Source organism: Parabacteroides sp. An277 (assembly GCF_002159645.1).
Taxonomy (GTDB): domain Bacteria; phylum Bacteroidota; class Bacteroidia; order Bacteroidales; family Tannerellaceae; genus Parabacteroides.
On sequence record NZ_NFJB01000046.1, the window covers coordinates 1 to 22,632 of the forward strand.

The following is a 22,632-nucleotide window of genomic DNA, read 5'->3' on the forward strand; positions in this document are numbered from 1 at the left end:
CGCGAGTTTGCGACGTGAACAGCGGAGTGCAGGAAGCGAGTAGCCCAGCAGACGCAGCCTTGAACTTTTGGTTCTTTTCTTTCAAGAGAAAAGAACAGAAACAATTATTGGTAAAAAAGTTTGTAGCTGCAGGCCTCGTTTCGCTTCGACCGGCAGCTATGCACAGAAGTCCTCTTCGAGGACTGTTTTATTACCTATATCGTGCCTCGAAGAGGCGCAATTTTAGGTAGCCGTGGGTCAAAGCGGAGCGAGGCCTGCGGTATCCAATTTAAGTGAAAGAGCCGTGAATCCGCTCTATTTTTTGCCCCATTGTTTTCTTTCCTTCCTGTTAATTTCTAATTTTCAATTGTCAATTTGTCCGCATCATTTGGAAAAAAAAGGGATTATCCGTACATTTGCATCATCTGAAACGAAAAAAACGAAACGTATGCGAATTATCGAGATATGTGCCAACTCGGCACAGAGTTGCGTGGAAGCAGAAGCCGGAGGAGCCAAACGTGTAGAGCTTTGTGCCGGCATTCCGGAAGGAGGAACGACGCCAAGCTATGGGGAGATCCGGATGGCAAAGCAATTGACGTCGCACATAGATATTAATGTAATCATACGCCCGCGCGGAGGCGATTTCCTGTACACCGAGGCCGAAATCGGTTCGATGTTGCTCGACATCGAGCTGTGCAAGCAATTGGGCGTGCATGGTGTTGTGTTTGGGTGTTTGACGGCTGAGGGCGATATCGACGTGCCATTGATGCGCCGGTTGATTGAAGCGGCCAAGCCGTTGTCGGTCACGTGCCACCGGGCGTTCGACGTATGCCGCGACCCCTTCGAAGCTTTGGAGCAACTGATTGCCTTGGGCTGCGACCGCATCCTGACGTCGGGACAGCGCGCCAACGCGGTAGAGGGCATCCCGCTGATTAAGCAATTGGTGGAAAAGGCGGCCGGACGAATCATCATCATGCCCGGATGCGGCGTGCGCGAAGGCAATATCGCGCAAATTGAGCGTGAGACAGGTGCGAAAGAGTTCCATACCTCGGCGCGGAGTATCGTGTATAGCCAGATGAAATATCGCAACGAACAAGTTCCAATGGGCAGTACTGCAGTGACTTCCGAGTTTGAGACGGTACAAACCGATAGAAACTTAGTAAAGAAAATGGTGTAATTCTTTTATAGTCTCGCAAATTTTGTTTTCCTTTGCGAAAAATATCATTTTAAGGTGATGATGATTTTGAAAGCTGGGCAAAAAGTTTCATCTTTGCACGCGGGAAACAGATGTTGAAAAAGGATAAACAAGAATCTTTAGAATATAATGTTGAGAATTAAGAAGTTTATTTCGTTAGGAGTATTGGTGTGGTTGACCCTGCTGTCCGCCAAGGCGCAGAACAACACGGCTTCTCCTTATACCCGTTTTGGATATGGGGAATTGGCCGACCGTTCGTTTGGCGCAGGGCGTGCGATGGGAGGTATTGGAGTAGGATTGCGTTCTCCGAAACAAATAAATCCGATGAACCCGGCATCATATAGTTGTATGGATTCGTTGACGTTCATTTTCGATTTTGGGGCCTCGCTCCAATCAGCCACTTACAAAGATGCGTCGAACAAGTTCAAGAAATTGAACGGGAATGTGGAATATATCGCGTTGCAATTCCCGATTACGCGTTGGTTGGCGATGAGCGCAGGGTTGTTGCCCTATTCGTTCGTGGGATATGAATTTGGCGAAGTCTCTCAAGTAGATGGGCAAAGTTACGCCAATACGTATTTTGGCTCGGGCGGATTAAACGATTTGTATGGTGGTTTATCTATAGATGTATGGCGGAAACGATTAGCGATAGGCGCGAACTTTGGTTTCTTGTTCGGAAATATAGAACATACGCAACAAACCCAATTCGGGAGCGATGACTCGACCACGCCTTATCAGAACAGTCGGACGCAACGCATTGAGATACGCGATATGAAGATGGATTTCGGCGTGCAATACACGCATCCGCTGAGCGCGACGGAGAGTTTGACGTTTGGTGTGACCTATTCACCCAAGAACCGGTTGAATGCGAAGACTTACGATACGCGTGAATTGTTGAATGGGAGTTCGGTTGTGACCTATGAACGGGATACGATACAGGGTGCCACATACGATTTGCCCAATTCGTTTGGTTTTGGTGTTTCTTATACGAAGATAAACAAGCTGCTTTTGGCTGCTGATTTCTTGTATGAAAATTGGAGCAATGCGTCGTACCGAGGAGCGACGGACGCGTTCCAAAATCGTACACGCTTGGCGATAGGTGCAGAATATTTGCCAGACCCGCGCGGTCGGAATTATTTTCAAGCCGTTCGTTATCGTGCTGGTTTTCATTATGGCGACTCTTATATTACAGTAAATCCGGAGAATGGAAACAACAGCGCGGGTTATAAGGAATACGGAGTAAGTGTCGGATTTGGCTTCCCGATGTTAGATAACCGTTCGATGGTGAACGTAGGATTTGAATATGTGAAGGTGAAACCCGGAGAAGCGTATATGATTGACGAACAGTATTTTCGTGTGACGTTGAATTATACATTCAACGAACGTTGGTTCTTTAAGTTTAAATTGGATTAAAGGAATAAATAGTTAACTTTAATAAGAAAATATATGAAGATCAAGGTATTATTATTAGCTCTTGGCTGTACAATGGGAACATTGGGAGCTTATGCCCAGAAAGGCGTAGACACAGGAACACGTTTTGGGCACGGTGAGGACAGTATTCGTTGTATTACGAACATTAGTTTGTTCACTCCGTATGCAAAAGGCGGAAATTACAAAGACGCCTTAGAGTTTTGGAAGATTGCTTACGAAGAATGTCCGGCGGCAACAAAAGACATTTATCTTTATGGCGTGCGCATCGTCGGTTGGCAGATCGAAAATGAAAAAGATCCGGCTAAAAAGGCTCAGTTGATAGATGAATTGATGGGTGTTTACGACAAGCGTGTGAAGTATTTTGGTAACGATAAGCGTTATGGCAAAGATTGGATTGTTGGCAATAAGGCCGAAGACTATATAAAGTATGCAGGTGCAAATTTGGATGCCGATAAATTGTATGGTTGGTTGAAAGAAGTCATCGATGAATTCGGCAATAAGTGCGAAGTAAAGGCTGTTGCGTATTATTTGTTCGCTTCGCGACAAAAAATGCAGGCTGACCCGAACTTTAAAGACCAGTTCATCCAGAATTATCTGACTTGCTCGAATATCATCAACACACAGATTGAAGCTGCCAAAGCTGCCAACAACCAGAAAGAGTTGAAAACATTGGAAGCTTATCAGACGAACTTGGAAACCAACTTTGCCAATAGCGGTGCGGCTGATTGCGAAACATTGGAAAATGTATATGGCGCAAAGATAGACGAGAAAAAAGACGATTTGGCTTTCTTAAAGCAGACAATTGCCTTGTTGAGAAAGTCTCGTTGCCAGGAAATCGAAGTATACTTTAAGGCTTCTGGCTATGCGCATCAGATTGAACCGACTGCAGAATCGGCTGTAGGTTTGGCTAAGCAAGCAGTGAAGAAGGAAGATTATGATACGGCTATCAAGTTCTTCGAAGAAGCGGTAGGTTTGGAAACAGATGCAGCGGCTAAAGCAGAAGATTATTATATGATGGCGCTTTTGGCATTCGACAAGAACCAGTACACGCAAGCTCGTGAATATTGCCGTAAAGCCATGAGTGAAAAAGCAGACTATGGTGCTCCTTACATGTTGATTGGTAAGATGTATGCTGCTACGGCGAAATCAATTTATCCGGACGATCCCGTATTACAGAGAGCCGTTTACTATGCTGCTATCGATAAATTCCAGAAGGCAATACAAGTAGATCCTGAAAATTGCACGGAAGAAGCTAAGAGCTTGATTGGTTCATACCAAGCTCACCTGCCGTCTACAGAGGAAATCTTCATGCACCCGGATTTGGAAAAAGGTAAACCATTTACAGTAGGTGGATGGATTGGCGAGACAACGACTATCCGATAAAAGATTCGTATGAACAAACGTTTTCTTAGTAAAACGAATCATTCACAGAACATAACAACTACTTTCGTGGTAGTTGTTATGTTTCTTTTGTGTATAAATCTTTCTTGTTCGGAAGAAAAAAAGGAATGGGTGGCGGTTCCTTCGGATCCCGAGAAAAGTTATACAATGAAGGCAACCGAGGTGAATACATTGATTTCGGATTCAGGCATTACGCGTTATCGCTTAACTGCTCAGACGTGGTTGGTGTTTGATCGGGCAAAAGAGCCCTATTGGTATTTTCCAGAAGGAATTTATGTAGAAAAGTTTGATACGTTGTTTCATACCGAAGCCAGCATTAAGGCTGATACCGCTTATTATTATGATAAAAAAGGTTTGTGGCGATTGATAGGCCATGTGGAAGTAGAGAGTTTGGAAGGAGAACAATTCAGTACTTCCGAATTGTTTTGGAATCAGAAAGAAGAGAAGGTTTATTCGGATAAATACATCCGAATTCAACAAGAAGAACAGATTGTAACAGGCATCGGTTTTGAGTCCAACCAAAACATGACAAAGTATAAGATATTTAATTCGCAAGGTGTATTTCCTGTGGAGGAAACTGCACGGGCGCAAACACCTGCGGATACGTTGCAAATGGAAACTGACTCTATCATGCAAAAGCCTGTTACCGATACATTAAAGCACAGATAATATGGATATGCAGGAAAATATATGGATTGCTTTGGCCTTTTCCTTTTTCTTCTCAGGAATGGAAGTCGCTTATCTTTCGGCTAATAAGTTGCGTTATGAATTAGATAAGAATAGCCGGAGTCTGACGAGTTGGATTTTGGATCTCTTTTTCCGGAACCCCAATCAGTTTATTGCGACCATGTTGGTGGGGAATGCGATTGCATTGGTGGTGTTGAGTGTACAAATCGTAATTGAATCGACGGATTGGCTTACTTCGATGTGGGGAAATCCTGTCGGAGTGGTGATTTGCCAGGCTTTTTGTATTGCTTTGGTCGTTTTATTTGTGGGAGAGTTTATCCCTCGTTTGTTGTTTAAAATGAATCCGAATTTCTCATTGCGGCTCTTTGCTATTCCGTTATTCTTTATTTATATCTTGTTTTATCCGATTGCGAAGTTGTTTGCCTTTTGTTCTTTTTTGTTATTGAAATTGTTTGGTGTCAAGGGAGTGAAGGTTTCGCGGGTGTATGCATTGGGTAAGGTTGAGTTGGATTCGTTTATTCAGCAAAGCATAGAAGAGGCGCCTCAAGACGAAGAAATGGATACGGAGGTGAAAATGTTTCAAAACGCGTTGGACTTCTCGAATGTCCGTTTGCGGGATTGCATAGTGCCTCGGACGGAAATTGTAGCCTGCGATAAACAGTTGGGTATCGATGAGTTACGGGAACGGTTCATTGAAACGGGCTTATCGAAGATATTGGTTTATAATGAAAATATTGATGATATTGTAGGTTATATCCATTCATCGGAGTTGTTTAAGCATCCAACGGATTGGACTACTAAAATACGTCCTGTGCCGGTTGTTCCGGAAACAATGACCGCCAATAAGTTGATGCGTCTTTTGATGCAAGAGAAGAAAAGCTTGGCCGTGGTGGTGGACGAGTTTGGAGGAACGTCTGGCATGGTGACGTTGGAGGATTTGGTGGAAGAGATATTCGGGGAGATTGAAGACGAGCATGATGTAAAGATGCATGTAGCAAAGAAAATAGCCGATAACGAGTATATTTTGTCCGGAAGGCTTGAAATAGATTCTTTGAACGAAATGTTTGATTTGGATTTGCCTGAATCGGATGAATATGTGACGGTTGCGGGTATGATTCTGCATTATTATGAAGATTTCCCCAAACCGAATGAGACGGTGGTATGCGGGAATTATTCTTTCAAAATAATCCGGGCTACGGCCACCAAGATAGAACTGGTGCGCATGAAAGTCCTTGAAGCGGATGAAAAATAAGGCGGAATCCTATTCGATTATAGGCGGAATCGTTTGGGTTTATGCCTATATTTGGAAGAGATTATCGTTGTATTTCTGAAAAAAAGCAGAGAAAGTGTCGTAACATTTTCTTTTTTATTATCTTTGCACCCTAAATTGCGGAAATGAAAAGAAAGATAAGTATAAACATAAAATAAGAAACGATAAATGGCTACGCTGGAAAAAATTAGAAGCAAAGCTGGACTGCTGGTCCTGGTAGTGGGAGTGGCATTGTTCGCTTTTATCATTGGAGACTTTTTGAATTCAGGTTCAACTTATTTCAGACAATCCCAGGAGCGGGTGGCTGAGGTAGACGGTCAGGTAATTCATATTCAGGATTATCAATCGTTAATCGACGAGATGACGGAAATGTATAAGATGCAGACCGGACAAACGAGCCTTCCGGATGAGTATCAAGCTCAAATCCGCCAGAACGTATTTAATACGATGGTGCAGGACATCGTGTTGGGGGAAGCAACTGAAAAGATAGGTATGGTTGTTTCGCCGGAAGAATTGTTCGATATGGTGCAGGGTGAAAATATTTCTCCGTTGATTCAACAAATGCCGATGTTTGTCAATCAACAGACGGGTGCCTTCGACCGCAATGCGTTGTTGCAATTCTTGAAGACGATTGAAGATGATAATATCGCTACGATGCCTCTCGATCAGCAGGAACAAATCCAGAAAGCACGCAATTTCTGGTTGTTCTGGGAAAAGAATATCAAACGTCAACGTTTGGAGCAGAAGTATACGACGTTACTTGCGAAGGCTGTAGGTGCCAATAAGTTGGATGCAAAAGAATCATTCGACGAGAATGCGAAAAATGCCGACATTGTCTATACGATGCAATCTTATACTACGATTCCGGATTCGACGATTGAAGTAAGTAAGTCGGAGATTGAAAAACTCTACAACGAACGCAAGGAGATGTTCAAGCAGAAGGAAACGAAGGTGGTAAAGTATGTGTCGGTGGATATTCGTCCGAGCCAAGACGATTATAACGATGTGCAGAAAGATATCGAATCGTTGAAGGAGGAGTTCACTACAAGCCAGAATGTAGCGGATATTGTCAACGAAAATTCGGAAGTACCTTATATGGATGCTTTCTTTACCGAGAAATCGTTCGACCCGGAAATGAAGCAATTCGTAGCAACTGCTAATGTGGGAGATGTCTACGGTCCGGCTTTTGAAAACGATAAGTATCGTATGTTTAAGCTTGTGGATAAGACATCAGCACCGGATTCAGTAAAAGTGGCTCACATCATGGTGACGCGGTCATCGGAGGCTGAAACGAAAGCTTTGGTGGATAGTTTGATGGGTGTTATCAAAGGAGGTGCGGATTTTGCGGAATTGGCTAAGAAACATTCCATCGATCAAGCTGCCCAAAATGGAGGTGAATTGGGATGGTTTACAGAAATTACGGCTTTGCGTGGGGTAAACGAAGACTTTAAGAATGCTATTTTCTCGACGCCGGTCAATGAGATTGCCGTAGTGAAGTCGATGTATGGCACGCATTTGGTAAAGGTGTTGGAAAAAACGGCCAATGTGACGAAATACAAAGTGGCTGATATCGATATGACGGTTTCACCCAGCTCGAAGACTTATAGTAATATTTACAATGAGTTGAATCAATTCATCTCGAAGAATCGCGACATTGCGAAGTTGGATACTGCCGCTCAGTCTGCCGGTTATCAGGTTGTATCGAATATTTCGATTACTCCAGACAATGAAGTATTGGGAACGATTCGTAACTCTCGTCCGGTAATTCGTTGGGCGTTCCAGAATGATAAGGGTGCCGTATCTGAAATCTTTGAATGTGATAATAAATTTGTCATCGCTGCGGTCGAAAGTAGTATACCAGCTGGTTATACGCCGGTCGATCGTGTAGCTGCTGGTTTGAAAGCGGAAATTATCGCACAGAAGAAGGGTGAAAAGATTGCGGCTGAATTGGCTGCTAAAAATCTCACCACGATTGAAGCATACGCTGATGCGATGAGTTCATCCGTCGATAGCGTGAAGTTTATTTCCTTCGGTACGCGTCGTATCTCGGGAATTGGCGTAGAGCCGAAGTTGAATGCGGCCGTTTCGTTGGCTAAAGTAAATGAAGTGAGCGCACCCGTGCAAGGAAATAGCGGCGTGTATGTATTTAAGGTATATGCCGAGAATCAGGATGGAAAGGAATTTGACGAGGCCGCTACAGTACGTTCTCTGGATGCAACGAATATGTATCGTCTCTCTTATCAGACAATTCAAGAATTAATCAATGAAGCCGATGTGGAAGACAATCGGATTCGTTTCTATTAATTGTTGTTTTTGGATTTATATCAAGCCGGGAGTTAAAGGCAGATGCTTTTAGCTCCCGGCTTTTTTTGTACCTTTGCGCCCGAAAAAAATAAAGCGTAAAGAATGGCAGACTATAAAGAGATGAGCGAGCAAGATGTCCTTTTGCTTCGTCGTAAGTTGGACCTGTTGTTGCGAACGGGCAAGTTATTGGTAGAGAGTGCAGCCGATACGAATAGAATCGATCGGAACATGAAGCGCGTGGCGGCTTTCCTGGGTATTCCGGAAGATAAATTGCACTTGGATATCCGTTGGTCGATGATTATGGTGAACGTGAGCGACGAGGCGCATTCCTTTTCTAAGTTCCAAAAGTGCGAGAAGCATGGCATCAACATGACGGCCATCACGGAAATCAGCAAACTTTCCTGGCGTGCCATCGAGCAGGATTATTCGCTCGACCGTTATGAAGAGGAACTGGACCGGATTGCTCGCCAGCCTCGAAACTATAAGCCTTATGTGGTCGCTATCTGTGCCGGATTTGCCTGCGGTGGATTCTGTAAATTGTTTGGGGGCGATTGGATTGCGTTTCTGTTTGCCTCTATTTGTGCTTTTGCGGGATTCCGTCTGCGGGCGCGCTGTATTGAGTTTGGGATTAATGCTTATATGAGCATGGCGATTGCGGCGTTCGTTTCCACTTGCTTGGCTTATCTTACGTCGCTGACCGATTGGTCCGCTACGCCTTATCATGCCTTGCTCGCGTGTGCGCTTTTTATTGTCCCCGGCGTGCCGCTTATCAACTTTGTAGATGATATGTTGGATAATTTCCTCTTGGTCGGCATTACGCGGGCTGCCAATACCGTGATGATGATTGGGGCGATGGCGTTCGGTATTGCGTTTGCGCTGCGCCTTTTTGTCATGAACGATGTGACCATCGACCATAAGTTTAGCGAACTCAGCATGGTGCCGCACGACCCTTATTATATTTACGCGATTGCCGCCGCTATTTCGGCCATGGGTTTTTCGATGATATTCAACATACAGCGGCGCTTGCTTTGGGTAGTGGCGTTGGGGGGTATTCTGGCTGTTTGTACGCGCAATTTTGTAAATTTCGAGTTAGGATATGGCCCGGTGGTGGGCTCGTTTATGGGTAGCTTCGTCGTCAGTTTGGTGGCGGTGAAGGCGGTATATTGGTTCGATGTGCCGAACCACGTGCTGACGATTCCTTCCGTTATCCCGATGATTCCCGGCGTGTTGATGTATCGTTCGCTTTTGGGATTTATCAATATGCATGGCGTGGTGGGCGAAGTGACGAGTGCGTTCTACAACGGCGTCAATTCGGCTATGATTATCTTCTGCATCTCGTTGGGTGTAGCCGTCCCGAATATCTTTGCCCGCCGTTACATTGCCAAAGACCGTCGTCGGCTCCTGGAGGAAGAGCTGGAGAAGAGGCGGCAGCGTGGGAAGTTTATCGAGTGGTAACCCCCGCTCCCTGTTTCCTCCCGGCGGAAGCCCTCCTGCGGCGGCCGCCTGCCATTTTCCCTTAGAAAAATTTGCGCTCCCGCCCAAAAGTAGAAAAAATTCCCGATAATTCGTCATTCTCGTATATCCGTATAGAATTTATCCGGTATATTCGTTAGCTATGACTAAAGTAAACGAATCGACTACTCTATCTTGTTAGCTATGATCAACGCTAACGAATCTACCACTCTATCTCGTTATCCATGATCAAAGCTAACGAATCGACTGCTCTGTTTCGTTATCCATGACCAAAGTAAACGAATCGACTGCTCTGTTTCGTTATCCATGACCAAAGTAAACGAATCGACTGCTCTGTTTCGTTATCCATGATCAAAGTAAACGAATCGCAGTCTCTATCTCGCCATCGTGGAAAAAATAAGTAGAATTTTTTCGAGAATGAAGCGGGCGGGGAGCGGGGTTAGAATAACTTTTGCGCTTTCTTGCGGCATCGGGCCAGGTCTTTCTCGGTGAGCGGATAGGTTTTGGTGCCTCCGCGCTCATAAGTGGCAACGATGCGGAAACCGCTCCATTTCAGGATTTCGCGGAGGGCACGAATCGTTCCGCGCGATTGTCGGAACCAGATGTTGAAGGGAAAAGGCGTGGTGCAGGTCGAGACAAGCAGGGCGCGTTTCCCTCGAAGTAGCGGGACGGGAATGCCGCGCGGCGATTCTCCCATCATTCTGTAAACCAGGCGGTCGAAGAGTACCTTCAGCGTACCCGGCATGTTGCCCCAATAACAGGGCGCGCCGACAATGAGCGCATCGCATTCCCGGAGCTTTTGCCCGACGAGGAGCGAATCGTCTGCCGGAAGCACGCATTCCCGGCGCGTGCGGCACGCCATGCACCCCGTACAGGGCTGGATGTGCAGGTCCGCCATGTGTAACACGGTCACGTGTGCTCCTTTTTGTTCCGCTTCTTTGCGGAGGCAGTCCAAGAGGCGAGCGATGTTCCCCTTTTTTCGTGGACTGCCATTGAGGATGAGTACATTCATAATGTATGCAAGATTTCGTGGATTTTCTCAAGCGACGTGTCTTTCAGCAGCACCTTTTTATCTTTATCCAACAGGTAAAGCGCGGGGAAGCCCAGGATTTCATACAACGCTTGTCCGTAGATTTGCTGGGAAGCATCGTAGGCTACGGTCCAGTTCTTCGGCATATGGGACTGCATGGTTTTCCAATAACGAAGATTTTCGCCGGGATAGACGGCCAGGACGGAAAGCTTTCCGGCAGTTATCAAACGGTTCAATGCCTCGTCGGAGCTTAAGGCTTCGATGAGGGCGTGGCATTCGTCGCATTCCGGATCGAAAAACAGGAGAAGCGTCTGTTCGGACGGCAGGGAGTGGAGCGTGTGCGGCGTCCCGTCGGCCAAAGTATAGGTGAAATCAGCCGCTACCGAGCCGACTCGGTTCTTCAAGACCGATTCAAGCAACATGGTCGGCCGGATTTTGTCGTCGGCCGAAAGGCGAGGAGAGGCCTTCATCTGTTCCAATACGGGGATGAACCACGTTTCGTTTCGCATAGGCGATGCCAGGTCGTACAGATATTTTTCAAAGATATTGTAGAAGAAATAGAGTCCATTGAGCGAAACGGAGGCCTGTTGCATCACGTCTGTCAGCGAGCGTGTCACCTCTTCGGGCGAGACGAGGCGGAAAAGGTCGACATAATTCACCACAGCCTGTTCGAGTTCCGTCGCCCGGTCCATGTATTGCAGGCTGTCGGCAAACGAGAAATTATCCCAGTAATGGGCGACAAGATACGAAGCGCGTGCGGAGGGCGTGCGCAGCGTGTCGGGGATTTGGGGTAAAGAAAAATCTTGCGCGGCGGCCTGTAGGAGGCATGCCATGCCGAGAAAGAGGGATAGAATCAGCTTTTTCATGAGGCAATACAATTAAATATTCGTTTGATTCCGATTGGATGTTCGTTTGTTTCCATTTGGATATTCGTTTGTTTTTCGTTGCAAACATATAACAAATCGCCGGAATTATCGTACATTTGCTTCCGTTTTTTGGAAAAAAGAAAATGGTGCGCCATTTAAACAGGGAAAACAATGATAGACCAACCGACGATAGACCGCATATTGGATGCTGCGAACATAGTAGACGTGGTGTCTGATTTCGTCACACTTCGCAAGCGAGGTGTGAATTATGTGGGGCTTTGTCCTTTTCACGATGACAAGACGCCATCGTTCTATGTATCGCCAGCCAAGAATATTTGCAAGTGTTTTGCATGCGGCGAGGGCGGGACCGCGGTGCATTTCATCATGAAGCACGAGCAAATGGGCTATTTGGATGCCTTGCGTTATTTGGCCAAGAAATACAATATTGAAATCCATGAGCGCGAACTGACCGACCGCGAAAAGCAGATTCGGAGCGAACGCGAGAGCCTTTTTATCGTCAATGCGTGGGCGCAGCAATATTTCACGTCGATGCTCCACGAACATGTCGACGGGCAGAATATCGGAATGCGTTATTTTGCCGAGCGAGGATTTCGGGAAGATACCATCCGAAAATTCCAACTGGGTTATAGTTTGGAACAACGCGACGCGCTTTACCAAGAGGCGCTCAAGCGAGGGTATAAGAAAGAGTATTTGGAAAAAACGGGATTGATTATCGCGTATGAGGACGGGCGGGTAAACGACCGTTTCCGGGGACGCGTCATCTTTCCGGTTCATTCGCTCAGTGGCAAGGTGGTTGCTTTTGGCGGACGCGTCTTGAAGAAAGACGAGAAGACCGCGAAGTATGTGAATTCGCCCGAGAGTGAAATCTATCATAAGAGCAATGAATTGTATGGCATCTATTTTGCCAAACAAGCTATCGTGAAGGCCGACCGCTGTTTTTTGGTCGAAGGCTATACAGATGTGATATCCATGCACCAAGCTGGTGTGGAGAATGTCGTGGCCTCTTCCGGGACGGCCTTGACGCATGGGCAGATTCGCTTGATACATCGGTTTACGAATAATATCACTGTCCTGTATGATGGAGATGCGGCCGGCATCAAAGCTGCCATTCGCGGCATCGATTTGCTTTTGGAAGAGGGCATGAATGTGAAGGTGGTATTGCTTCCCGATGGAGAAGACCCTGATTCGTTTGCCCGTTCGCATAGTGCCAGCGAGTTTGCCGAGTTTATCCGTCAGCACGAAACCGACTTCATTCGTTTTAAGACGCAGCTTTTATTGGACGAAGCTGGCAACGACCCCGTGAAGCGGGCGGCGCTTATCGGTGATATCATCCGTACAATCGCTATTGTCCAAAACGATATTACCCGGACGATTTACATTCGGGAATGCAGCGCGAAGATGGAAATCGACGAACAAGTCGTCTTGAATGAAGTCAACAAAGTGCGTCTCGCCAAACTGGAGAAAGAGGCGCATACACCGCAACCTGCGCAAGGGGCAACTTCCGAAAGCACGGGAACGGCGGAAATGCCTCCTGTTGTTCCGATGGAAGAAGAGGTTCCTTCCGAAGCTTTGTCTCCAGACGAAGTAATGCCTACCGAATCAACTGTATCCGTTGCTCCAACCGTATCTGTTCGTCCGAAGCGTTCGCCTTTCGAGTCGTTCGAACGGGCTTTGCTGCGTTATGTCGTGCGTTATGGCGAACGCATTCTTTATGATTATACGGATGAAGAGACAAACGAACATGTCTTTTGGCATGTGGCTGATTATATTCGTTATGATTTGTCGCGCGACGATTTGACGTTCTATACGCCGCTCTTCAAGCAAATGCTCGACGAGGCGGCCGAACGGTGTGGAACGGAACAGTTCGTAGCGCATCGTTATTTCCTTTCACATCCCGATCCGTTGGTAAGTCGTCTGGCTGCGGATTTGTTGAGTGATAAATATCAGTTGAGCAAATACCATTCGAAGTTTCGTGAAATTGAGACTGAGGAGAGTCGTTTGGTGCAATACGTGGTTCGAGACCTCTATGCGTTGAAGGAGGCTTACATTCTTTATCGAATCCGCGAAAAGCAAGAGTCTTTAAAACAACTACCGCCCGACGACGTAGATGGCATGATGAATCTCATGCAGGAAATCGCTTCGCTGAATGAAATCAAGAAAGTACTTTCCAAAGAATTGGGAGAGAGGATTGTGTTGAAGATGTAAGAATAAAGAAAAACAATATAAATAGAACAACGATGGATTTATTAGAGACACATGATGTCGTCAAGCAGTATGCCAATCATTTGGCTCTCGATGGCGTAAGCATCCAAGTGCCTGAAGGAAAGATTTTCGGTCTGTTGGGGCCGAACGGGGCGGGAAAGACAACGCTCATTCGCATTATCAATCGTATCACGGCACCCGATAGTGGAACGGTACTCTTCGATGGGCATCTTTCGAGACCAGAAGATGTGTATCAGATTGGTTATCTGCCGGAAGAACGCGGCTTATATAAGAAAATGAAAGTGGGCGAGCAGGCTATTTATTTGGCGCAATTGAAAGGGTTAAGTTATGCGGATGCCAAGAAACGATTACAGTATTGGTTCGAGAAATTCGAAATTGTGGAATGGTGGAATCGTAAGTTGGAAGAGTTGTCGAAAGGAATGCAGCAGAAGGTGCAATTTATCATTACGGTCATTCATGAACCGAAGCTTTTGATTCTCGACGAGCCTTTTAGTGGTTTCGACCCGGTGAATGCCGAACGTCTGAAGCAGGAAATCCTCGAACTGAAGGAGAAGGGGCACACGATTATCTTTTCGACGCACAACATGTCGTCGGTGGAGGAGATTTGTGACCATATTGCATTGATCAATCATTCGCACGTCGTGTTGAAAGGGGCGGTGAGCGAGGTGCGTCGTCGTTTCCGTACGCATCGGTATAATCTCCGCATCCAGTCTGCCATGGATTTTCCCAAACTCGAAGGTGCGCTTTATTCGGAGTTGGCTCGCACGGCAGAGGGTGATGGCGTTTATAATTTATGCATAGGGAAACGTCCTGAAGTGTCGAACTCGGAACTGCTTGGCGAGTTAGGTAAGCAATATGAAATCCTTTCGTTTGCCGAAGAGATTCCGTCGATGCACGATATTTTTATCCAAGTAGTAGAAAATAAAACATTAAAAACGGAATAAGCATGAGTAAGGTTGGATTAATCGTAAAAAGAGAATACATACAGCGGGTGAGCAAGAAGTCGTTCCTGCTTTTGACTTTCCTCGCGCCCATCATGTTTGCCGCTTTGATATTCGTACCGCTTTGGTTGTCGAGCATCAAGGGGGACGAGGTAAAAAAGGTGGCTGTGTTAGACAACGTCGGGAAATATGCCCCGTTATTTAAGGATACAGAAGATATCCAGTTTGTTCCGGCAACGGGAGATATGGAATCGTATCGAGCGGACAAGGATCGTGAGATCTATGCTTTCCTCTCGATTAGCGCCGATTTGTTGGAGCATCCGGAAGCGGCTATCCTCTATTCGGAGAAGCAAATTCCGATGAGCATGAAAAAGGAGGTGAACAATCAGATTGAGCATATCTTGCGGGATGAGAAGATGGCCTCATTCCATATTCCGAACCTGAAAGAGATTATTGCCGAGAGCGACATCTCGTTTGATATCCGCACCGTGAAGTGGGAGGCGGACGGCAGCCAGAACGCCACTTCCGCCGAGGTGATTTCGATTGCCGGTTTCTTGCTTACGTTCTTGATTTATATCTTTATTACCAGTTATGGTTCGATGGTGATGCAAGGCGTGATGGAGGAGAAGACAAACCGCATTATCGAGTTAATAGTTTCGTCGGTGAAGCCTTTCCAGTTGATGATAGGGAAGGTGATTGGCATCGGCATGGTGGGACTGACGCAATTCTTTCTCTGGGGAATCTTGACCTTCGTCCTCGTGACGGGCACGCTTTTCATCTTGGGCGGGGATACGAGCACGGCCGAGTTGATGCAGGTGTCGAGCGCGATGGACGCGAATGCCATGGCGGCTGTTCCCTCTGATTCTACCGCGTTGAAACTGCACGAGATTGTGGCTTCCATTCCTATCGCTTCGCTGGCTATCAATTTCATCCTTTATTTCGTGGGTGGTTACCTGCTTTACGCTTCCCTTTTCGCGGCCATCGGGAGTGCGGTGAACCAGCCGGAAGATTCGTCGCAGTTCATGACGCCCATGATGCTCCTCATGGTCTTTGCCCTTTATGCCGGTATTTATAGCGTAGACAATCCGGACGGGCCGCTGGCGTTTTGGTGTTCGTGGATTCCGTTCGTTTCGCCCATCGTGATGATGGTGCGCCTGCCTTACGACATCCCGATGTGGCAGAATCTCCTTTCGCTCGTCATCCTTTACGGGACGGCCTTCGCGTGCATTTGGGTTTCCGGGAAGATATACCGAATTGGTATCCTGATGTATGGAAAGAAGCCGGGCGTGATGGAGATTTTACGCTGGATACGTTTCCGGGGTTGAAAGTTTCCGACATGTCGGAATCGTTCGCCACGTCGTCGGGAGACTTTCCGACATGTCGGAATCGTTCGCTGCGTCGTCGGGAGGCTTTCCGACATGTCGGAATCGTTCGCCACGCCGTCGGGAGACTTTCCGACATGTCAGAATCGTTCGCCACGTCATCGGGAGACTTTCCGACATGTCAGAATCGTTCGCTACGTCGTCGGGAAGCTTTCCGACATGTCAGAATCGTTCGCCACGTCGTCGGGACACCCTCTCTACCTTCGTTAGAGCCATTCGAGGGTGAAGCGGTACGTCAGCGAACCTTCGTCCCACATGCTGAAGTTCGTTCCCCAAAGATTGTTATTGAGGTTGAAATGGATACCGCCGCGCTTGTCGGGGTAATTTGTCGAGTAGTTGATGCCCCGCGCCTCACCTACGTTCACCAGGAAGGCAGTTTCGCTCCAAATGCGTATCGTCCCGGCCGAAGTGATGAGGTCCACATACCGGTCGATGCCGTGCATTTGCCGGTTTCCCTTCTCCACGACGTCCAACAAATCCACCGGCTGGCCTATCTTCTCGGCTACAAGCGAGAGGATATCGTCGGCCTCGAACGACAACCAGTAGGCTTCGGGCAGGCGGACGGCAGGCTTGTTCCAAATCGTCACCTCCACTTCCGCTTTTCGTCCCTTTTTGTCGGCAAAGACGTGGGCGTACATTTTCTCTGGATAGGCGCGTGCGTCGACCCCTTCGCGTGCAGGGAAGGCCAACTCATACAGATAGTCCGTCCCACCTTTTTTCTTAGTCGTCTCCTTTTGAATCACTTTCGCCGGAAGAGAGACGCTGACGGCTTTCGAACTATCCAATCCGGTTTTGCCTAAATCATCCAAAGCCCAACCGTAACGCGCCCGGAGATAATGATCCAAATAGCGGTCATAGTCGTGGCTGTCATACATTTGATAGAGCAGTCCACCGATTTTCAATTTGCCGCCCAGCAACGGGAGGCTCCAAGACTCATCCGCCGTTTCGCTCTTGGCTGAGAAGCGCGGTTGCTCCGGATGGTCGATGATGTCGAAGGCCGCCTGTGCCTCTTCCTGCAAAGAAAGCGGGAGATATTGCAGGGAGCTTTCGAGGTATTGGTCTATTTCTCGCCAGGATGCCTCTACCTTGCGGAACGGTTCCGTTTGGCGAGCCGCGATGAATTTGTCCATGTCATATTTGTCCCAATTGCGGAGGTGCGTCTTGATGTCCATTCCTTGCGTATGTTCGGCTATCAGGCCCAGCTCCAAGGCGAAATTGAGCGACGCATCGCTTGCCTGTTCCAACTTGCCCTCTTTGAGCCATTTCGAATAGAGGGTCGACAGCGCGCGGAATTTCGCCATACGAATCGGAGCTCCCCCGTATCCGTAAATCCACGTGTCGCCGATTTCAGACGTAACCACCGGCAGGCTCTCTTGGATGGCCAAAAGCTCTTTGGCTATCTCGTTGAAAGAGGCACAAATCAGTTGAGCTTTGGGGTAACGCTTCCGCAAATCTGCATAAATCGCTTTGACTTGCTCATACGAGTGAGGCCCGTGGTTATCACCCGTGAAATTGATGGAGATAGCCACCTTGCCGCCCGGTAGGAGGCTCTCCGTCCCGTAATCCTGTTGGTAGGCCAAAATCAATTCATTCCCTTCCGGGTCGCGCCAACGGCAAAACTCCGGTACGTTCGGAATCGGAGAAGCAGGATTGACACCGATATGCAAGAAGCGGATACCTGCTTTCGCCATCGGAGCGATGATGCTGCGCGTATGCCCCGGCACGTCCGTCATCTTGGCCGCGATGGTATGCTTGCCATACTTCTCGTCCAAGCGATGGGAAACCAAGAGGCTGGTATTGAATAAATCGAGGTTCATCGTCTCGGATTCTACGGTGTAGGGAACTCCATTCCAAACGATATCGCCCCGCTGGATGGCTTTCTCCAAACGTGCGACCTCTTCCGGAGAGGCGGATTGGAGGTATTTCCAAACCAGCCACGAACCGGTCGTCCAGACGTAGCGTTCACCTTTGCCGTCAGCTTCCAGACGGTCGGCCACATCCAAGGCTTTGGGGATAAAATCCTGCATATAGCGCGCCGTTACGACGGAACTCAAATCTGTAAACCCGACATCTAAATGGGTTTTGAATACGACATACACTTTCTCTACCGAGTTGTTGGTCTGCGCATGACCTACGTTTATCAGCCAACTGCACACGAATAATATAATCGCCCAAAGGCGAATCTTGGTTGTTTTCATTTGTCTGTTGATTTCGTGTTTTTTATATCTGCTATATCTTTTTACCAAACTTTCAATCGGTTTGAGGATGGAATGTTTTCAAGCGGACCAATCGCTGGGGATTGGGCAGCACGCTCCTTCCCGAAATAATCCATCCGAAGAACATACGGTGTTCCGTCGGTATGTTCGAACCGGAATCCTGTCAATTTTGTGATGCCCAACCGTGCCGCATCAATACCTTTCCCTTTTCCAGCGAGCAATGTTTGCCAGTCGACATCCGATACCAAATAGACGGCATCCGCAGTCTCCTCGATACGGAGGTTCGGATTAATAGATTCGGTTACTTTCCCCTGTTCTTTCCCGGTCATTGGTTTCGCTCCATTATAGAAGAGATTGTCTTCCGCATAAATAGGCCATTGGGACGCATCAAACATGATTAATCCATATTGTTGCTTTTCGTTCGTTCCGCCGACGAATACATTATTATAGAAGCGGTGGTCTCCCTCCGTGATGGTGCGGAATCCTTTTATTTCGGTGGAATGGTTGAGGTGGTAAGGCGTGTAGCGTGCGTCATCATACCGGCCAATACTTCCTCCGAAGAGGTTATGCAAATAGGCACCTCCATCTGTATTCTCGTGTACAGAATAAGCAGAAAGGGCAATGTTATTATCTACGATATAAGGCCCGTGGTCCACTTCGAAGAAGAGGTCGGAAGTCGCATTGTCATAAAATAAATTGGAAGAGACGTGTGCCCCTTGCGCCATCCAGTCGAGCCAGATACCATAATTCCCGGTCTTATGGATGCGGTTGTTGTGGATGTAGGTATCGATGGCACCGTGCAGCTTGATGCCGGCCATTTCCGCGCCCCCAAATTGTTGCTTGACCAAGATATTATAAATGTGGTTGCCATAGATTTCGCTGAATGCGCCACCCATGCTTCCGCAGATACCGGTCTGTTCGCAATCTGAAATCACGTTGTTGCGTACGATGTGCGAACCGATATTCTCCTTGCTCCAGCCCCGGCGTAGTACGTTGAAGATAACCTCTATGTAATGAAGCGTGCCATCTAATCGCTTGTCGTTGCATTCCAAGTTATGCCCGCTGCTTCGTTCTTTTCCTAACGTGATACCGTTGCTTCGCGAGTTCTTGATGACATTATCCTCAATAATCCAGCCTTTGCACCAATGTGTCGCAATCATTCCGACCTGTTCAGCCGTGGGGGCAGCCCATTGGGTTGCGGCTTGGCTGACATGGAATCCTTGGATGGTGATGTAATTCAGCCCTTCGCGAGTCGGATAAAAGCAAGTCGGGCGGACGGACACTTCGACAGTCTCTTTGTTCGGATTCGCCTCCCCGAAATTTGCATAAATGGTAGTTTGCTCTGCATCTACTTGGGCGAACCAGCATTGCGTAGAGCCTTGCGGGTCGCGGATGCTCCGGATGGTATCCGGCGTGAATACCTTTTCCAGGCTGGTCACTTCGTAGAGCGAAACATCGTTCAAGTAAACATCTGCCGTATGGTATGTGTTTTCCGACCAAAGCCAGTCGCCATACAGCTTGTCGTTGAATGGGTTGTAATCTCCGAAGAAGCGATTGGGCAGTACAACCTTCCATACGCCGTTTTTTTCTTTCTTCCAACCAGTGACCAATTCCGATCCTTTCAGTTCGACCCGTTCGCCCTCTGCCGCCCGATAGAGGATACGTTTCCAATCGCTTTCTCCTCCATTCAATGGATTGACCCATTCTCGGTAAGTCCCGGCGTGTACCGTTACCGTATCTCCGGGCAGGGCGATTTGTGCCGCATGGTTGATAGTCCGGAAAGGATTATCACTAAGTCCCGTCCCGGCGTCATTGCCCGACGGGGAAACGTGGTACTCCGTTGCCGATAAGAGTGTTGGAAGCAAGAAGTACATCCAATAAATTACATTTTTTCTCATTTTATTAAGTCGTTTTTGTAGGTTAAATTCTAAGTTGATTTAAAGTGATGTTAGCCTTTTAGCTCGTCACAAAATAGAACATAGTGTGCAAATCGAATGGTTCATTAGATTAATGGGCAACTAAACTCATAAACGAAGAACGTTCTATGTACACTGTGCGCGGCAAAGATACGATAAAAAATGAAATCTTGTCTTCTCTATCCACGGTAAAACGGGGGTATATCATTCGGTGCAGTTTTATAAAATAGCTAAGGGATAGGGATAAAAGCACTTATTTTTCGGGTGGAACCCTCGATGAAGGTCAAAATGAGTCTTCGGAAAAAACTCCTCCCGACGGGAGTGCGACTTGGAAAGCCAAAAACAAAAATTTCCTTTAGAATCGGTTAGAAATGTCGCAAAAACATCTGCCAATTTGTCCACCATTTGCCAGAAAGGAGGAAAGGGTGTCGCTCTTTTTGCCATAAAAGCGGACATTTTGTTTTGGAATATTTCTTGTGGGAGACTGTCATTAAAAGAAAGGATTTAAATAAAGAAGAATATGGCTTATATAGATTATTACAACATTTTGGGAGTTAGCAAGGATGCTTCACAAGAAGACATCAAGAAGGCTTTCAAGAAACTGGCGCGGAAGTACCATCCAGATTTGAATCCGAATGACCCGGATGCGCATCGGAAGTTCCAGGAAATCAACGAGGCCAACGAGGTGTTGAGCGACCCGGAAAAACGGAAAAAGTACGACGAGTATGGCGAGAACTGGAAACATGCCGACGAGTTTGAGGCACAGAGGCAGCAAGCCAACTCGCAAGGGGGCGGTTTCCATACTTCGTTTTGGAGTTCGTCGGATGGGGAAGCGGATGCGGGCGAATTTTCCGACTTCTTCGAATCGCTCTTCGGTTCGCGCAGAGGAAGCGGACGGAGACAAGCGTATGGGTATCGCGGACAGGATTATACGGCGGAGTTGCATCTTACGTTACAAGAGGCAGCTGAAACGCACAAACAAGTCCTTACGGTCAATGGGAAGAACCTCCGCATCACGGTTCCGGCAGGTGTGGCAAACGGACAAACCATCAAGTTGGCTGGTCAAGGCGGGGCGGGCATGAACGGCGGTCCGGCAGGCGATTTATACATCACTTTCGTCATTCCCGATGATGCCCGCTTCAAACGCAAGGGCGATGATTTGTATGAAACGGTTCCTATCGATTTGTACACAGCGGTCTTGGGTGGCGAACAAATCGTGGAGACACTGAATGGCAAAGTGAAACTGAAAGTACAACCAGGCACGCAAAACCAGACGAAAGTACGATTGAAAGGAAAAGGATTTCCTGTCTATAAGCAAGAGGGTGTGTTTGGCGACCTGATTTTGACTTATACCGTTACGATTCCAACGAATCTGAGCGAACAACAAAAGAACCTGTTCCGCCAGATTCAGAGTCTTTCATAATATTAAAGCAAGAAAAATATGAATACAAATTATATCATCGTCAGTGAATATTGCGAAAAGTGCCATATCGACCCGGAATTTATCCTGTTGCTGGATGAAAGCGGGTTAGTAGATTTGGAAGTTATCGGAGACGAATCTTATTTGCCAGTTGCCCAATTGAAGGATGTAGAACAGTATACGCGCATGTATTACGATTTGTCTATCAATATGGAAGGAATCGACGCTATCCGCCATTTACTGAAGCGAATAGAATCCTTGCAAGAGGAAGTGCTCGACTTAAAAGAACGGCTTCGATTGTATGAATAAAGTTTAAAGAATTAATGATTATGCTTTTTTTGCAATAGAAGACTTGCATATTAAAAACAAAACCTCTACCTTTGCACCCGTAATCACAAAAGATGTGGTTCACGCGACATCGCGGAGTGGAGCAGTGGTAGCTCGTTGGGCTCATAACCCAAAGGTCGCTTGTTCGAGTCAGGCCTCCGCAACGAAGAAGAGGTTATCTCATGATAAGTATGAGGTAACCTCTATTTTTGTTTATCATTTGAGTTTTTGGGGATCAGTAGAAATTTAATGGGCTCAGTAGAAATTTAGTGGGGATAAATTTGTTAGTATGAAGAACAAACCTTTATTTTGCAGTATGGAAAACGATTATTTGAACATACTTGCCGGTATTGTACTCCCAGCCCAGATATTGGAATACTTTTCTATAGTTGGCATTGAGCAGAACTCCACGGAAATACACATCAGTTTGGACGAGAGGAGGAATCCGGAACTAAGCGAGGACGTGCACTTTGAGTCCAAAGGTTTTATGGAAGCGGTAAGCGTGACGGACTTCCCGATACGCGACCATAAAGTAATTTTGAAGATACGC

Annotated in this window: 16 protein-coding genes, 1 tRNA gene and 1 pseudogene; 14 read left to right on the forward strand and 4 right to left on the reverse strand. The window is 47.0% G+C overall.

Features of this window, described 5'->3' with window-relative positions:
* The first annotated feature begins 427 nt into the window (after positions 1 to 427).
* The 7 genes from B5F77_RS13845 to B5F77_RS13875 all read left to right on the forward strand — a co-directional run bounded on the left by B5F77_RS13845 (position 428) and on the right by B5F77_RS13875 (position 9,722).
* Positions 428 to 1,156, forward strand: coding sequence for a copper homeostasis protein CutC (locus B5F77_RS13845; protein ID WP_087331830.1), 729 nt, complete (start codon positions 428 to 430; stop codon positions 1,154 to 1,156).
* A gap of 147 nt (positions 1,157 to 1,303) precedes the next feature.
* A complete protein-coding gene (locus tag B5F77_RS13850) occupies positions 1,304 to 2,587 on the forward strand; it encodes a hypothetical protein (protein WP_087331802.1) in 1,284 nt (427 codons plus the stop codon).
* A 33-nt stretch (positions 2,588 to 2,620) separates the two neighbouring features.
* On the forward strand, positions 2,621 to 3,988 hold the full coding sequence (locus B5F77_RS13855; protein ID WP_087331804.1) for a hypothetical protein: 1,368 nt from the start codon (positions 2,621 to 2,623) through the stop codon (positions 3,986 to 3,988).
* Between the two features lie 9 nt (positions 3,989 to 3,997).
* Entirely contained in the window at positions 3,998 to 4,675 is a 678-nt protein-coding gene (lptC, locus tag B5F77_RS13860; protein ID WP_087331806.1) for an LPS export ABC transporter periplasmic protein LptC, read from the forward strand.
* Between the two features lies 1 nt (position 4,676).
* On the forward strand, positions 4,677 to 5,945 hold the full coding sequence (locus B5F77_RS13865; RefSeq protein WP_087331808.1) for a hemolysin family protein: 1,269 nt from the start codon (positions 4,677 to 4,679) through the stop codon (positions 5,943 to 5,945).
* A 186-nt stretch (positions 5,946 to 6,131) separates the two neighbouring features.
* Complete coding sequence (locus B5F77_RS13870; protein WP_087331810.1) at positions 6,132 to 8,267, forward strand: SurA N-terminal domain-containing protein; 2,136 nt, start codon at positions 6,132 to 6,134, stop codon at positions 8,265 to 8,267.
* Between the two features lie 102 nt (positions 8,268 to 8,369).
* Positions 8,370 to 9,722: a threonine/serine exporter family protein gene (locus tag B5F77_RS13875; RefSeq protein ID WP_239446369.1), complete on the forward strand. Its 1,353-nt coding sequence runs from the start codon at positions 8,370 to 8,372 to the stop codon at positions 9,720 to 9,722.
* Positions 9,723 to 10,179: 457 nt separating this feature from the next.
* On the opposite strand, the gene B5F77_RS13880 is transcribed toward B5F77_RS13875, so the two are convergent.
* Together B5F77_RS13880 and B5F77_RS13885 are read right to left on the reverse strand one after the other, a co-directional pair.
* A complete protein-coding gene (locus tag B5F77_RS13880; protein ID WP_087331812.1) occupies positions 10,180 to 10,752 on the reverse strand; it encodes a flavodoxin family protein in 573 nt (190 codons plus the stop codon).
* Positions 10,749 to 11,636, reverse strand: coding sequence for a DUF5106 domain-containing protein (locus B5F77_RS13885; protein WP_087331814.1), 888 nt, complete (start codon positions 11,634 to 11,636; stop codon positions 10,749 to 10,751). Before B5F77_RS13885 ends, B5F77_RS13880 begins: the two co-directional genes overlap by 4 nt.
* A 171-nt stretch (positions 11,637 to 11,807) precedes the next feature.
* Between B5F77_RS13885 and dnaG the strand changes: the two genes are divergently transcribed.
* From dnaG to B5F77_RS13900, 3 genes are read left to right on the forward strand one after another with little or no spacing between them, the layout of a single operon-like run.
* Positions 11,808 to 13,862 (forward strand): DNA primase, encoded by a 2,055-nt coding sequence (gene dnaG, locus B5F77_RS13890; RefSeq protein ID WP_087331816.1) that lies wholly within the window; start codon positions 11,808 to 11,810, stop codon positions 13,860 to 13,862.
* Positions 13,863 to 13,894: 32 nt separating this feature from the next.
* Positions 13,895 to 14,824, forward strand: a complete 930-nt coding sequence (locus B5F77_RS13895) for an ABC transporter ATP-binding protein (protein WP_087331818.1) — start codon at positions 13,895 to 13,897, stop codon at positions 14,822 to 14,824.
* A gap of 2 nt (positions 14,825 to 14,826) precedes the next feature.
* The gene (locus B5F77_RS13900) at positions 14,827 to 16,146 is read left to right on the forward strand and encodes an ABC transporter permease (protein ID WP_087331820.1); all 1,320 of its coding nucleotides are present in this window, start codon (positions 14,827 to 14,829) and stop codon (positions 16,144 to 16,146) included.
* Between the two features lie 263 nt (positions 16,147 to 16,409).
* On the opposite strand, the gene B5F77_RS13905 is transcribed toward B5F77_RS13900, so the two are convergent.
* Together B5F77_RS13905 and B5F77_RS13910 are read right to left on the reverse strand one after the other, a co-directional pair.
* Positions 16,410 to 18,401, reverse strand: a complete 1,992-nt coding sequence (locus B5F77_RS13905; RefSeq protein WP_087331822.1) for a DUF5054 domain-containing protein — start codon at positions 18,399 to 18,401, stop codon at positions 16,410 to 16,412.
* 41 nt (positions 18,402 to 18,442) lie between these two features.
* Positions 18,443 to 20,317 (reverse strand): right-handed parallel beta-helix repeat-containing protein, encoded by a 1,875-nt coding sequence (locus B5F77_RS13910; RefSeq protein WP_087331824.1) that lies wholly within the window; start codon positions 20,315 to 20,317, stop codon positions 18,443 to 18,445.
* Positions 20,318 to 20,855: 538 nt separating this feature from the next.
* On the opposite strand from B5F77_RS13910, the gene B5F77_RS13915 reads away from it, so the two are divergent.
* The 4 genes and pseudogenes from B5F77_RS13915 to B5F77_RS13930 all read left to right on the forward strand — a co-directional run.
* Positions 20,856 to 21,758 carry a J domain-containing protein gene (locus tag B5F77_RS13915; RefSeq protein WP_087331826.1) on the forward strand — a complete coding sequence of 301 codons (903 nt, stop codon included), beginning with the start codon at positions 20,856 to 20,858 and terminating at the stop codon, positions 21,756 to 21,758.
* Positions 21,759 to 21,776: 18 nt separating this feature from the next.
* Positions 21,777 to 22,064: a chaperone modulator CbpM gene (locus B5F77_RS13920; protein ID WP_087331828.1), complete on the forward strand. Its 288-nt coding sequence runs from the start codon at positions 21,777 to 21,779 to the stop codon at positions 22,062 to 22,064.
* Positions 22,065 to 22,174: 110 nt separating this feature from the next.
* A tRNA-Met gene (locus tag B5F77_RS13925) sits at positions 22,175 to 22,246 on the forward strand.
* 152 nt (positions 22,247 to 22,398) lie between these two features.
* Positions 22,399 to 22,632: pseudogene (locus B5F77_RS13930) on the forward strand (hypothetical protein); the annotation flags it as partial.